Origin of the sequence: Streptomyces sp. NPDC005195 (genome assembly GCF_040608315.1) — a bacterium.
GTDB classification, from domain to species: domain Bacteria; phylum Actinomycetota; class Actinomycetes; order Streptomycetales; family Streptomycetaceae; genus Streptomyces; species Streptomyces kaempferi.
In genome coordinates this window covers 58,156-71,805 of the sequence record NZ_JBEXHZ010000004.1, presented here as the reverse complement: position 1 = coordinate 71,805, position 13,650 = coordinate 58,156, and the positions used below count along the sequence as shown (strand labels likewise).

11 protein-coding genes are annotated in these 13,650 nt (G+C 70.0%); 6 read left to right on the top strand and 5 right to left on the bottom strand.

All coding sequences use genetic code 11. The features are described from left to right. Positions 1 to 92 precede the first annotated feature (92 nt). Together ABZV34_RS06585 and ABZV34_RS06580 are read left to right on the top strand one after the other, a co-directional pair. Positions 93 to 989, top strand: a complete 897-nt coding sequence (locus tag ABZV34_RS06585) for a D-alanyl-D-alanine carboxypeptidase (protein WP_356271922.1) — start codon at positions 93 to 95, stop codon at positions 987 to 989. Between the two features lie 323 nt (positions 990 to 1,312). Continuing rightward, positions 1,313 to 2,269: a Bro-N domain-containing protein gene (locus ABZV34_RS06580; protein ID WP_356271920.1), complete on the top strand. Its 957-nt coding sequence runs from the start codon at positions 1,313 to 1,315 to the stop codon at positions 2,267 to 2,269. A gap of 99 nt (positions 2,270 to 2,368) precedes the next feature. On the opposite strand, the gene ABZV34_RS06575 is transcribed toward ABZV34_RS06580, so the two are convergent. From ABZV34_RS06575 to pdhA, 3 genes are read right to left on the bottom strand one after another with little or no spacing between them, the layout of a single operon-like run. After that, positions 2,369 to 3,796, bottom strand: a complete 1,428-nt coding sequence (locus tag ABZV34_RS06575; RefSeq protein WP_356271919.1) for a dihydrolipoamide acetyltransferase family protein — start codon at positions 3,794 to 3,796, stop codon at positions 2,369 to 2,371. 10 nt (positions 3,797 to 3,806) lie between these two features. Beyond that, positions 3,807 to 4,787 (bottom strand): alpha-ketoacid dehydrogenase subunit beta, encoded by a 981-nt coding sequence (locus ABZV34_RS06570; protein ID WP_356271917.1) that lies wholly within the window; start codon positions 4,785 to 4,787, stop codon positions 3,807 to 3,809. A gap of 2 nt (positions 4,788 to 4,789) precedes the next feature. Beyond that, entirely contained in the window at positions 4,790 to 6,037 is a 1,248-nt protein-coding gene (pdhA, locus tag ABZV34_RS06565) for a pyruvate dehydrogenase (acetyl-transferring) E1 component subunit alpha (protein ID WP_356271915.1), read from the bottom strand. Positions 6,038 to 6,444: 407 nt separating this feature from the next. Between pdhA and ABZV34_RS06560 the strand changes: the two genes are divergently transcribed. From ABZV34_RS06560 to ABZV34_RS06550, 3 genes are all read left to right on the top strand, one after another. Next, a complete protein-coding gene (locus ABZV34_RS06560; protein WP_356271913.1) occupies positions 6,445 to 7,107 on the top strand; it encodes a response regulator transcription factor in 663 nt (220 codons plus the stop codon). Between the two features lie 109 nt (positions 7,108 to 7,216). After that, on the top strand, positions 7,217 to 7,639 hold the full coding sequence (locus tag ABZV34_RS06555; RefSeq protein WP_356271911.1) for a pyridoxamine 5'-phosphate oxidase family protein: 423 nt from the start codon (positions 7,217 to 7,219) through the stop codon (positions 7,637 to 7,639). Between the two features lie 75 nt (positions 7,640 to 7,714). Further along, complete coding sequence (locus ABZV34_RS06550; protein WP_356271909.1) at positions 7,715 to 8,965, top strand: phosphotransferase; 1,251 nt, start codon at positions 7,715 to 7,717, stop codon at positions 8,963 to 8,965. A gap of 148 nt (positions 8,966 to 9,113) precedes the next feature. Here the strand turns inward: ABZV34_RS06550 and ABZV34_RS06545 are convergent, their stop codons facing one another. Beyond that, on the bottom strand, positions 9,114 to 10,676 hold the full coding sequence (locus tag ABZV34_RS06545; RefSeq protein WP_356271907.1) for a protein kinase: 1,563 nt from the start codon (positions 10,674 to 10,676) through the stop codon (positions 9,114 to 9,116). A 388-nt stretch (positions 10,677 to 11,064) separates the two neighbouring features. Between ABZV34_RS06545 and ABZV34_RS06540 the strand changes: the two genes are divergently transcribed. Further along, positions 11,065 to 12,699, top strand: coding sequence for a protein kinase (locus ABZV34_RS06540; RefSeq protein WP_356271905.1), 1,635 nt, complete (start codon positions 11,065 to 11,067; stop codon positions 12,697 to 12,699). 182 nt (positions 12,700 to 12,881) lie between these two features. Here the strand turns inward: ABZV34_RS06540 and ABZV34_RS06535 are convergent, their stop codons facing one another. Further along, positions 12,882 to 13,424, bottom strand: coding sequence for a bacterial proteasome activator family protein (locus ABZV34_RS06535; protein WP_356271903.1), 543 nt, complete (start codon positions 13,422 to 13,424; stop codon positions 12,882 to 12,884). Positions 13,425 to 13,650: the final 226 nt, after the last annotated feature.

The following is a 13,650-nucleotide window of genomic DNA, read 5'->3' as shown; positions in this document are numbered from 1 at the left end:
CATCCCTTTGGGGGCGTGGGGAGTCCGTACGTGAGACGGCACTGCCATGTGCCGTTCTCCCAGGGGCATTTCGCGCATTCGGAGCGTTCATTTTGATTACCGGCATTAAGGGCACGCGATTCCGCAGGGCCGCCGCTGTGACCGTCACGACCGGCGCCGTTCTGGCCGCCGGAGCCTTCGGCGCGGCACCCGCGGGTGCGGTGACCACGCCCACGATCGCCGCCAAGGGCGGCTACGTGATGAACAACGGCACGGCCAAGACCCTCTACACCAAGGCCGCTGACACCAAGCGGTCCACCGGTTCCACGACCAAGATCATGACCGCCAAGGTCGTCCTCTCGCAGTCGAACCTGAACCTGGACACCAAGGTCACCATCCAGAAGGCGTACAGCGACTACGTTGCCCGCAACAACGCCTCCCAGGCCCACTTGATCGTCGGCGACAAGGTCACCGTCCGTCAGCTCCTCTACGGTCTGATGCTGCCGTCCGGCTGCGACGCCGCGTACGCGCTCGCGGACAAGTACGGCTCGGGCTCGACCATGTCCGCCCGTGTGAAGTCGTTCATCGGCAAGATGAACAGCACGGCGAAGTCCCTCGGCATGACGAAGACCAAGTTCGACTCGTTCGACGGCATCGGCAACGGCCACAACTACTCGACCCCGCGCGACCTGACGAAGCTCGCCAGCAGCGCGATGAAGAACAGCACGTTCAAGACGGTCGTGAAGACGAAGTCGTACACGGCGAAGACCGTCACGAAGACCGGCAGCACCCGCACCATGGGCGCGTGGACCAACACCAACGGCCTGCTCAGCAGCTACAGCGGCACCATCGGCGTGAAGACGGGCTCCGGCCCCGAGGCGGGGTACTGCCTCGTCTTCGCCGCCACCCGAGGCGGCAAGACCGTCATCGGCACGGTTCTCTCCTCGACGTCCATCCCGGCCCGCGAGTCGGACGCGAAGAAGCTCATGAGCTACGCCTTCGCCAAGTAGTCCCCGAGGTGGGGGCCATGAGCTCCCGGCGTAAGGGAAAGGGGCCCGCCGCGCACCGCGCGGCGGGCCCCTCCGCCGTACGGCTCCCTTCGTCGCGCGGCGCGGGACGGCCCGGCGCGGACCGCGTCGTCCCGCTCGTCCCGCTCGTCCGGCGCCTTTCCCCGCCGAGTGCCCGGCTCGCGTTCATCGCCGGCTGTCGTACACGCGGCAGTGGTCCCGCGCGACGCGTTCGATGATCTTTCCCCCGCAATCATGAACCTCCCGGCGCCCGGCTGGCATATTCGATTTGCCCCGCTCTACGTTCCGCAGCGGAGGTGGTTCACATGAACGAACCCAGCAAGCGGCCCAGCTCGGCCGAACCGCACGAGGCGATCGACATCAGCGACTTCGTGTTCGCGGCGACCGGTGACCGGATCCGAAGGCTGACCATGCCGGACGGAAACCACTGGTTCCCGTCCGTGGACGTCTGCAAGGAGTTGGGCTACACCACGCCCCGGAAGGCACTCCTCGACCATGTCCCAGAGCAGCATCGAGACAATCTCGAGACAGTGACTGGAGGTCACGGTCTCAGCATTCCCGCAGGCAGGACATGGCGCCGAGACTTGCAGCTGATCGACCTCCAGGGTCTGATCCTCCTCGTCAACGCCTGCACCAAGCCTTCCTGCGCCCCCTTCAAGTTGTGGGTCGCCGAGGTCATCGAGACCGTGCAGCGAGAGGGTTCCTACTCTCTCGAAGAGGCCGAGGTGCAGCCCGCCGACCCGGGCGCGCCCATCGCCTACGCCATGCCCGAACAGGTCGCCGAAGCCATCGTCCGGCTGGAGGAGCTCAACCTGCGGGCGGACGAACAGCACGCCCTCGCCCAGCAGGAGTCGCTCACCCTGCAGCGGACCATGGTCGAGATGCAGCGCGCGACACTCGTCACGCAGCAGGCCATCGCGCAGGCCATGGAGCGCATCGCGGACCGGCTCGACGTCCTGGCCCTCGACCGCCCGGCGCCCACCGCCGCGTTCTCCGCGCACGCGACCGCCGAGTCCGTACTGGCCGACTGGCGGCAGCGGCTCAGCGTGACGTCCGACGTGTGGGCGGTCGCGGTGGTGATCGTGCCGGTCCTGGTCGACGAGGGCGAGCTGCGGCAGCCGCTGGAGTCCATCGCGGCGCGTACGGGACTGTCCGTGCAGCGGGTCAACGACTGCCTGCGGATGCTGCGCAAGCACGCCTGCATCCACTCCCGGGGCGGCGGCGAGAACGGGGCGCCGGTCTACGTGCTCAACCGTCCCTGACCCAGGGCCCGGACGGAGCGGACCGGACGGAGGGGGCGGTCGCAAACAGAAGTTGCGGCCGACCCCTCCGGAGTCGAATCTATCCGATCGGCGCGGCTGTCACGCCCAGGTGATGAGTTTCTTCGGCTGTTCCAGGATCGCCGCCACGTCGGCGAGGACCTTGGAGCCCAGCTCGCCGTCGACCAGGCGGTGGTCGAAGGAGAGGGCGAGCGTCGTCACCTGACGCGGCTTCACCTTGCCCTTGTGGACCCAGGGCTGGAGCTTGATCGCACCGATCGCGAGGATCGCCGACTCGCCGGGATTGAGGATCGGCGTGCCGGTGTCGACGCCGAAGACGCCGACGTTGGTGATCGTCACCGTGCCGCCCTGCATCGCGGCCGGCGAGGTCCTGCCCTCACGGGCCGTCGCCACCAGCTCGCCCAGGGACTCGGCGAGCTGGGGGAGCGTCTTGGTGTGCGCGTCCTTGATGTTCGGGACGAGCAGACCACGGGGTGTGGCGGCGGCGATGCCCAGGTTGACGTAGTGCTTGAGGACGATCTCCTGGGCCGCCTCGTCCCAGGACGCGTTGACGTCCGGGTTGCGCTTGATCGCCACCAGCAGGGCCTTGGCGATGAGCAGCAGCGGGTTCACACGCAGGCCCGCGAGATCCTTGTCCTGCTTGAGCTCCTCGACGAGCCGCATCGTGCGCGTCACGTCGACCGTCACGAACTCGGTGACGTGCGGAGCGGTGAACGCCGAGCCGACCATCGCGGTGGCGGTGGCCTTGCGGACCCCCTTCACCGGGACACGGGTCTCCCGCACCGCGTCGTACGCGGCGACCGGGGCGGGCGCCTGGACGCGGGCGGCCGTCACGGTCTCCTCGACGGACGTCTGCGGGGCCGGCACCGGTGCGGGCGCCACGGCCGCGTGGACGTCCTCACGCGTGATGACGCCGCCCGGGCCGGACGGGGTGACCGACGTCAGGTCGACCCCGAGGTCCTTGGCGAGCTTGCGGACCGGGGGCTTCGCCAGCGGGCGCGGCCTGCCGTGTCCGTTGAGCTCGCCCTGGATCGCGGTGGCCGCGTGGGACACCTCGGACTGCTGCGGGGGGACCTCGACGCCCTTGCGGGGGCGTCGCTTGGTGGAGGACTCGGCCACGCCGTACCCGACGAGGACCGGCTTGCGGCCCGCGGACTTGGGCTCTCCGTCGGCGGGAACCGCCGGGGCCGGCGGCGTCACGGGCACGGGCTCGGCGGCCGGGGCCGCCGCGGGCGCCGCTCCTCCGGCCACGTCCACCGCGATGATCACCTGGCCCACGTCCACCGTCGTCCCCTCGGGGAAGCGGAGTTCGCGCACCACGCCGTCGTACGGGATGGGCAGCTCGACCGCGGCCTTGGCGGTCTCGACCTCGCACACGACCTGGCCGTCGGTGACGGTGTCACCGGGCTGGACGTACCACTTGAGGATCTCCGCCTCGGTGAGTCCCTCGCCCACGTCGGGCATCTTGAACTCGCGGAGCCCCGACGCGTTCTCAGTCATCGTCGTCACGACCCTCTCCTCAGTACGCAAGCGAGCGGTCGACGGCGTCGAGCACCCGGTCCAGGCCCGGAAGGTACTCGTCCTCCAGGCGTGCCGGCGGATAGGGGGCGTGGTAGCCCCCGACCCGCAGGACGGGTGCCTCCAGGTGGTAGAAGCACCGCTCCGTGATGCGGGCGGCGATCTCCGCGCCCGTGCCCAGGAACACCGGAGCCTCGTGCACCACGACCAGGTGGCGGGTCTTCTCCACCGAGGTCTGGACGGAGTCGAAGTCGATGGGCGACATCGAGCGCAGGTCCAGGACCTCGATCGACTTGCCCTCCTCCTGGGCGGCCGCCGCGGCCTCCAGGCAGACCTTCACCATCGGGCCGTACGCGGCGAGCGTCAGGTCGCTGCCCTCACGGGCCACGACCGCCTTGTGCAGCGGGCCGGGGATGGCGTCGGTGTTGACCTCGCCCTTGTCCCAGTAGCGCCGCTTGGGCTCGAAGAAGATCACCGGGTCGTCGCTCTGGATGGCCTGCTGCATCATCCAGTAGGCGTCGCTCGGGTTCGACGGGGAGACCACCTTGAGGCCCGCGACGTGCGCGAAGAGCGCCTCGGGGGATTCGGAGTGGTGCTCCACGGCACCGATGCCACCGCCGTAGGGAATGCGGATGACGACGGGGAGCTTGATCTTGCCGAGCGCCCGCGCGTGCATCTTCGCGAGCTGCGTGACGATCTGGTCGTACGCCGGGAAGACGAAGCCGTCGAACTGGATCTCCACCACCGGGCGGTAGCCCCGCAGGGCGAGGCCGATCGCCGTACCGACGATGCCCGACTCGGCGAGCGGGGTGTCGATGACCCGGTCCTCGCCGAAGTCCTTCTGCAGGCCGTCGGTGACCCGGAAGACACCGCCGAGCTTGCCGACGTCCTCACCCATGATCAGGACCTTGGGGTCGGTGTCGAGGGCCGTGCGCAGCGACTCGTTGATCGCCTTGGCCAGCGCCATCTTTTCCGCAGCCATCGCTACTTGCCCTCCCCTTCGTCCGCGAACGACGCCTGGTAGGCGGCGAACTGGGCTCGCTCCTCGTCGACGAGCGCGTGCCCGTCCGCGTACACGTTCTCGAAGATCGCGAGGTGGTCGGGGTCCGGCATGGCCCGGACGACTTCGCGTACTCGTTTGCCCAACGTCTCGCTCTCGGCCTCGAGTTCCGCGAAGAATCCCTCGTCCGCGTGGTTTGCGGCCTCCAGGTACGCGCGCAGGCGCAGGATCGGGTCCTTCGCCTCCCAGGCCTCGCGCTCCTCGTCCGCCCGGTACTTGGTCGGGTCGTCGGAGGTGGTGTGCGCGCCCATGCGGTACGTGTACGCCTCGACGAGCGTGGGCCCCTCGCCGCGGCGGGCCCGCTCCAGGGCCCACTTGGTCACGGCCAGGCAGGCCAGGACGTCGTTGCCGTCGACGCGGACGCCCGGGAAGCCGTAGCCCTGCGCGCGCTGGTAGAGCGGGACGCGGGTCTGCTTCTCGGTGGGCTCGGAGATCGCCCACTGGTTGTTCTGGCAGAAGAACACGACGGGCGCGTTGTAGACCGCGGAGAAGGTGAACGATTCGGCGACGTCGCCCTGGCTGGAGGCGCCGTCCCCGAAGTACGCGATCACGGCCGAGTCCGCGCCGTCCTTGGCGATGCCCATGGCGTAGCCGGTGGCGTGCAGCGTCTGCGAGCCGATGACGATCGTGTACAGGTGGAAGTTGTTGCCGTTCGGGTCCCAGCCGCCGTTGTTCACACCCCTGAACATGCCGAGCAGGTTGGTCGGGTCGACCCCGCGGCACCAGGCGACGCCGTGCTCGCGGTAGGTCGGGAAGACGTAGTCGTCGTCACGGGTGGCCCGGCCCGAACCGATCTGGGCGGCCTCCTGGCCGAGCATCGAGGCCCACAGGCCCAGCTCGCCCTGGCGCTGCAGAGAGGTGGCCTCGGCGTCGAAGCGGCGGCTCAGCACCATGTCCCGGTACAGGCCGCGCAGCTCCTCGGGGGTGATGTCGGCGACGTACGGGTCGTACGTGGCGTCCGCGACCCGCTCGCCCTCCGGCGTCAGCAGCTGGACGAGTTCGGGGTCCGCGCCCGAAGTACCCGGTGACTTCTTGCCGGCCGCGCCGGTGCCCTTGCCCGCTGCCGTCCTGCTCGCGGCGGTCTTTGAACCGGCCGTACTGGCGCCGCTTTTCGCAGCGGTCGTACCGGCGCTGCGTCGCGGCTTGCGCGCGGCAGTGCTCTCCACGGTCACGTGTGCTCCTCCGTCGGTCCGGCCCCCGGGGTTGCCGGGTGGCTGGGTTCCCCCTTGCTCATCGAGAGCTCGAGGGAGCGGCTCGCCGTTCCAGTACCCGTGCACGGGGTGGGTGCCACTCGGCCGGAACAGGCGTGACAGGTGCCCCGGCGAGCGCCCTGCATCGGTCACGTTACCCAGTGCTCCACATTTCTGTGAAACCCCTCCTGACCTGCGTTTTTGCTTGGATTTCCAACTACTTTTTAGTCGGATTTCCAAGTAGTTCGCGCGGGTCGGGAACAGTTGCTGGTCACAGCACTGGTCGCAGCCTTGCGGGGGGCCGGAACACCGGCACGTTATCCCGGCCACCCCGGGCACGGGAAGAGTGGACCTCCACAGGGCCGAAGGTGGTGTGTGACACTTACTTTGTGCCCGAAAACGGAAAAATTACCGTATTTCTCGTCGATGACCACGAGGTGGTGCGGCGCGGGGTCCACGAGTTGCTCTCCGTGGAGGACGACATCGACGTGGTCGGCGAGGCCGGGACGGCGGCCGACGCGCTGGTACGGATTCCCGCCACGCACCCGGACGTCGCGGTGCTCGACGTGCGGCTCCCGGACGGCAGCGGCGTGGAGGTCTGCCGCGAGATCCGGTCCGCCGACGAGGCCGTCAAATGCCTGATGCTGACCTCCTACGCCGATGACGAGGCACTTTTCGAAGCGATCATGGCGGGTGCGTCGGGCTATGTACTGAAGGCGATCCGCGGCGGTGAACTGCTGGCGGCCGTGCGCGATGTCGCGGCCGGGAAGTCTCTGCTCGACCCGGAGGCCACGGCCCGGGTCCTGGAGAGGCTGCGCGACGGCGGCCCCCGCGGCGACGACCGGCTCGCGCACCTCACCGAGCAGGAGCGCAGGATCCTCGACCTGATCGGCGAGGGGCTGACCAACCGCGCGATAGGCGAGCGGCTGCATCTCGCCGAGAAGACGATCAAGAACTACGTGTCGAGCCTGCTGTCCAAGCTGGGCATGGAGCGGCGTTCCCAGGCGGCCGCGTACGTGGCACGCATCCAGGCGGAGAAGCAGCGCCGCTGACGCACCCGGGCCGACGCGGGCCGGGACCCGGGCCCGTTCGGGACCTATGGCCCCCTCCCCGGGACGGGCGGCACTTGTCGGGGCGGTGCGGATACCGAAGATTGGAAGAATGCCCACCGACGAACAGCTCGCCGTGGACCTGATGCGCCGCACCGATCACGGCCGGGTGGCCGCCAGCCGGCACGCGCTGCCCCTGCTCGCGTCGGCCCGCCACATCGTGGTGGAGGGGCGCGTGCTGCTGCGCATGCACCGGGGCTGCGGAAGCCACCAGGCGTGCGCCGGCGGCGTCATCGCCTACGGCACCGACAACCTGGGTTCCGCGCGGCCCGGCGAGAGCCTGTGGTCCGTGCAGATCGTCGGCCGGTGCGAGACGGTCGAGCCGACCGCGGCCGAGCGGGAGCGTTTTGGACCCGCCCCGCGACTCGTGGACGGCGAACGCTTCGACCCGGTCTATCTGGGCGTCACCCCCCAGTTCTGCACCGTGCACTCCACGGACGATGGCCCGGAACGGCAGTTCCGGCACATCCTGTGACCGTCTCGTGATCAAACATGACTGTGTGTGACAAACGCAGGTCAGGGCCGTATACAGTGTCCTAGCATCTGGCGCGTGCCGCGCTCATCCGTACCCATTCCTGTGATTCACGCGCCCCCTCTGGGCGCCCTCCTCCGCCAGTACGCCGCCGGGTCCGCGCTGACCTGCGACCCCGTCGAACAGGGGCTGCTCAACCGCGGCTACCGACTGCGCACCACCCACGGCCGCTATTTCCTCAAGCACCATTTCGACCCCGAGACGGCCGACCCCGCCGCGATCGCCCGCCAGCACCGGGCGACCCAGCGTCTCGCGGATCTCGGCGTTCCCGTCGCCCCGCCGCTGGCCGGCACCGACGGACGCACCGTCGCCGTCGTCGGAGGCCACGCGTACGCGCTGCACCCCTGGATCGACGGCGGGCACCGGCACGGCGGTCAGCTCACCACGGCGCAGTGCGCCCGGCTGGGGGCCCTCCTCGGGGTCGTCCACGCGAGTCTGGAACGGGTCATGGAGCGGGTGATGGCGACACAGGGACGCGCCCCCGCGAAACCGCCCGCCGAGGCCAGGACCGGCCAGGACCAGGACCAGGGCCACAGCCACAGCCAGGCTTCGAAGGGAACGGCCGACGAGATGGCCGGGACGCCGGAGGTGGCGCCGGAGAGGACGCCGGACAGGGGGCGGGTCGCACAGGTCGGGGCCTCGGTGACGCCGGAGGGCGCCGCGAACACCGGGGCCCGCGCCCAGGAGGGCACCGACCCGGCGCGGGGTGCCGACCCCGTCGACACCTTCGCGCTCATCGACCGCCTGCTCGCCAGGGTGCGCAGCCACCGCCCGCCGGACGCCTTCGACGAACTCGCCCGGCACCGGCTCCTGGAACGGCGCGCCCTCCTGGAGAAGCACGCCGACCGACGGCCTCCGCAGGGCGGCTCGGTGGGCTGGGTGCACGGCGACTTCCACCCGTTCAACCTGCTCTACCGCGACGGCGAACCGGCCGCGATCGTCGACTGGGACCGGCTGGGCGTCCACCCCCGCGCCGAGGAGGCCGTACGCGCCGCGATGATCTTCTTCGTGCGCCCCGTCGGCGCGCTCGACCTGGCCAAGGTGCGGGCCTACGCGCGCGCGTACCGGCGCGCGGCGGGCGCGGGGCCCGCCGAACTGGCGGCCGCCGTGCACCGCGTGTGGTGGGAACGGCTCAACGACTTCTGGATGCTGCGCTGGCACTACGAGCGCGGCGACACCCGTGCCGACCCCCAGTTCCCGGCGGCCTCGGCGCTGGCGGTGTGGTGGACACGGGAGTACGACGCGGTGTGCGAGGCGTTCACGGGCTGATCCGCGGCCGGGTGGGGCCACGGGAACACCCCGGGAGACGGCCAGGACACCCCGCGAGGGCGCTTCCGGGGCCCGCGAACGCCCACGCGCGCGTGGCGCCCGTTTCCGGGCCTCACGCGCGCGTGGAGGGCGTTTCGGTGGGATCCCCTCAGGGATTCGCGGTGTTGCCCTGAGTGTCGCCACCACCGTCCCCGGTGGGGTCCGGGGAGACCGGCGCGTCGGTGCTCGGCTCGTTCGACGGCTGCGAGGGCGTCGACTTCGTCGGGGTGTCCGAGGGCTCGTCGGACGGCTCGTCCGAGGGCTTGCTGCTGTAGCTCTCGGACGGGGTGTCCGACGGCGTGTAGTCCGAACCGGGGTCCGAGCCCGTGCCGTTGTCCGTGGAACTGTCCGTCGAGGTGTCCGTGGAGTCGTCGCTCGGGCTCGCGCTGGTCTCGTCGCCCTTGTCGGACGGCGTGACCTTGGGCGACTGGGTCGTACCGGTGCCGCCGCTGCCGCCGCCACCGGTGTTGTTGAGCGCGAGTGCTACACCCGCCGCGATCGCGATCACCGCGAGCACCGCGAGGATCCACAGCTTGCCGCGGCCGCCGCCCCCGCTGCCGTGCCCCTCGAAGCCGCCGTCGTCCCCGCCGCCGTACGGCGGGATGATCGGCCCCGGGATCTGCGTGGTGCCGGAGTCGCCCGGGTGCGGCAGCGCGGTCGTGCCCGCGAAGCCCGCCGACGGGCTGTGCAGGCCCTCGTGCACGGTGACCGGCCCGGTGTTCCAGCTGCCGGTGTGTCCGCCCTGGTCGTACAGCATCTGCAAGCCGTACTGGACGAGCCCGCGCATCTCCTCGGCGGTCTGGAACCGGTCGTCCGGCTCCTTCGCGAGCGAGCGCATGACCAGCCCGTCGAGCTCCGGCGGCGCCCCCGCCGCGACCTCGGACGGAGGGACCGGGATGTCCTGGACGTGCTGGTAGACCACCGACAACGGCGTCTCACCGGTGAACGGGGGCCGCAGCGCGAGAAGTTCGTAGAGCAGGCAGCCGGTGGCGTACAGGTCGGAGCGGTGGTCGACGGCCTTGCCGAGCGCCTGCTCCGGGGAGAGGTACTGCGGCGTTCCCATGACCATGCCGGTCTGGGTCATCGTCGACTGCGCGCCGTGCAGGGCGCGCGCGATGCCGAAGTCCATCACCTTCACGGCGCCGGTCTGCGTGATGATCACGTTCGCCGGCTTGATGTCGCGGTGCACGATGCCGTGCTGGTGCGAGTAGGCCAGCGCCTCCAGCACGCCCGAGACGATGATCAGCGCCTGCTCGGGTCCGGGGGCCTCGGCGTTGATGAGCAGGTCACGAATGGTGTGGCCCTCGACCAGCTCCATCACGATGTACGGGACGACCCCGTGCCCGACCACGTCCTCGCCGGAGTCGTACACGGCGACGACGGCGTGGTGGTTGAGTCCGGCCACCGACTGGGCCTCGCGCGTGAAGCGGGCCTTCGAGACGGGGTCCTCGGCCAGATCCGAGCGGAGCAGTTTGACCGCGACGGTGCGCCCGAGGCGCACGTCCTCGGCCGCGAACACCTCGGCCATGCCGCCCCGGCCTAGTCTGTGGGTCAACCGATACCGGCCATCCCCCACAAGTCCGCCGTTACCCCACATCTCCGGCGCATCTGACATACCGCCGCCAGTCGCCTCGGGGTCGGACGGGCCCTGAGCGCGCTGCTGCTGTGCCATCAGTCCTCGCCGTCGTTTCTGCCCGCGGTCTGCGCGGTGGTTGTTACGGTCTCCGTCGGGCCACGCTACAGGCTCGGCGTGGGGTGCCGGTCCGAGATGGAATCGAGATGGACCGGTCATCCAACCCGCCCCGGGTAGCCTCGCGCAAATCCTGTGTACCGCCCGTACGGCACCTGTAACGCTTCCGCGACGCTTCTTTCGCGTACGGTCACGGAACGGGCACCGAGCTTGACGTGTCACCGCCCTCGGGCAGACTTGGCCGGGAATAAGCCAATCGATCACCGGAGCACAGGTGATCACAGTCGATCGATTCGATCACAGTCAATCGATCACGGACCGCGGGAGCAACCAACCGACGCTGCCGCCGTGCCGATGGGGGACGCAGAACATGAGCCAGGACGGCGCACAGGGCCGGTACGCGGGGCGCGCGGTCGCCGGCGGCCGCTACCAGCTGCGCGATCTGCTCGGCGAGGGCGGCATGGCCTCGGTGCATCTCGCGTACGACTCGGTACTCGACCGCCAGGTGGCGATCAAGACACTGCACACGGAGCTCGGCCGTGAGCAGGCCTTCCGCGAGCGTTTCCGCCGCGAGGCCCAGTCGGTGGCCAAGCTCACGCACACGAACATCGTCTCGGTCTTCGACACCGGCGAGGACGACCTCAACGGCATGACGACGCCGTACATCGTCATGGAGTACATCGAGGGCAAGCCGCTCGGCTCGGTCCTCGACGCGGACATCCAGCAGTACGGCGCCATGCCCGCCGACAAGGCCCTGAAGATCACCGCGGACGTGCTGGCGGCCCTGGAGATCAGCCACGAGATGGGTCTGGTCCACCGGGACATCAAGCCGGGCAACGTGATGATGACGAAGCGGGGCGTCGTCAAGGTGATGGACTTCGGCATCGCCCGCGCGATGCAGTCCGGGGTCACCTCGATGACCCAGACCGGCATGGTCGTCGGCACCCCGCAGTACCTCTCTCCCGAGCAGGCGCTCGGCAGGGGCGTGGACGCCCGGTCCGACCTGTACTCGGTCGGCATCATGCTGTTCCAACTGGTCACCGGACGGCTGCCGTTCGAGGCGGACTCACCGCTGGCCATCGCGTACGCGCACGTCCAGGAAGAGCCGGTCGCGCCCTCCTCGGTCAACCGCTCGCTGCCGCCGGCCGTGGACGCGCTGATCGCCCGGGCGCTGAAGAAGAACCCGAACGAGCGTTTCCCGAGCGCCGAGACGATGCGCGACGAGTGCCTGCGCGTGGCCCAGTCGCTCCACGCCGTCCCGCCGAGCATCGTCCCCGGCGCCAGGACCTCGAGCGGCGCGGGCGTGGGCTCCGCCGTCTTCCCGCCGGTCGACCAGTCATCGATGCCGACACCGGGTCCCGTGCAGACCCCGTACCAGCCGGGCCCCTACGGCGCGCCGACCCCGCCCCCGACGTCCCCGGCGTACGGCTATCCCCAGCAGGGCGGCTACCAGCCGGCCCATCAGACCACGCCGTACGCCCCGCAGCACGGTGTGCCGACCCCGCCGCCGTACAACCTCGCGCCCCAGCACGTGCCGTCCGCCACGGGCGGTCCGGGGGGCCGCGGGAGCAACAAGGGGGTCGTCATCGGGTCGATCGTGGTCGCGATCGTCGCGGTCGGCGGTCTGATCACCGCGCTCTCGATGAACGACGGCGGCGGCAACGACGACAAGGGCGGCGGCCGCACGAGCACGTCGCCGTCCGTGGTGGCGAGCCACCGGGGTCCGGACACCTCGAAGACGATCGACACGGAGAAGTGCACGAATCCACAGGAGTCGTACGACGACCCGGACAAGATCCAGGTTCCGGACTTCACCTACCGGTACATCAAGTCGGTCAAGTCCTGCTTCCAGGCCGCGGGCTGGCGGATGAAGCAGACCCGTGTCGACGAGAACACGTACGGCGAGGGCACGGTCATGGAGCAGTTCCCCACCGCCGGAACGGACGTCGACCCGAAGGACATGCCCGAGATCGAACTCAAGGTCTCGACCGGCGACCCGTCCTGAACGGCCGGTGACGACCGGTCCCCGCCGACCGGTCCCCGCCGGTCGCTGCCACCGGTCGCCGACGACGGGTGACCACCCGCTCGACGGCCGGAAGCAGGAAACGGGCCCGGCACCTGCGTGCCGGGCCCGACCTGTCCGTACCGTACCGTCGCCTGTTTCCCGTCCCGCGGTGCCGCCGGGACCTACAGGTACGGGCCGCCCGAGCGGCCGCCCGTGCGCGGATCCTCGTCACCTTCCACGCCGCCGACGCCCGGCGGAAGGGCACGGCGCATCTGCTCCAGCTGTGCCCTGGCCGCCATCTGCTGCGCGAACAGGGTCGTCTGGATTCCGTGGAAGAGACCCTCGAGCCAGCCGACCAGCTGCGCCTGCGCGATCCGCAGCTCGGCGTCGCTGGGGGTCGCGTCGTGGGTGAAGGGCAGTGACAGCCGTTCCAGTTCCTCGACCAGTTCGGGTGCCAGGCCGTCCTCCAGCTCCTTCACGGAGCTGGCGTGGATCTCCTTGAGCCGGACCCGGCTCGCCTCGTCCAGGGGCGCGGCGCGCACCTCTTCGAGGAGTTGCTTGATCATGCTCCCGATGCGCATGACCTTGGCTGGCTGTTCGACCATCTCTGTCACCGGGACCTCGCGGGAGTCCTCGTCACCGGTGCCACCGAGAGTCATTCCGTCCTGGCCCACGACCAGGATCTGGGGGTTCTCCGGCGACCGTTCGTTCCTCGGCATCTCCATGCCGCCATTGTCTCGCACCCCTCCACCTCATCACGCTGGCGCCCCCCCACACAGGGTGATCCACTCGGCCGGTCACCGTCGAGATGCCGGGAAGAGGGCGTCATGTGAGGCTTGCCCCAATGATCATGGGACTCCTCTACCGGGAGGGGGTCACGGGCGTGACTCCATGGCTCGGCCCACCCCGCGGGCTGATATTGCTGCTGCTTCTGGCGACCACCGCGGCATC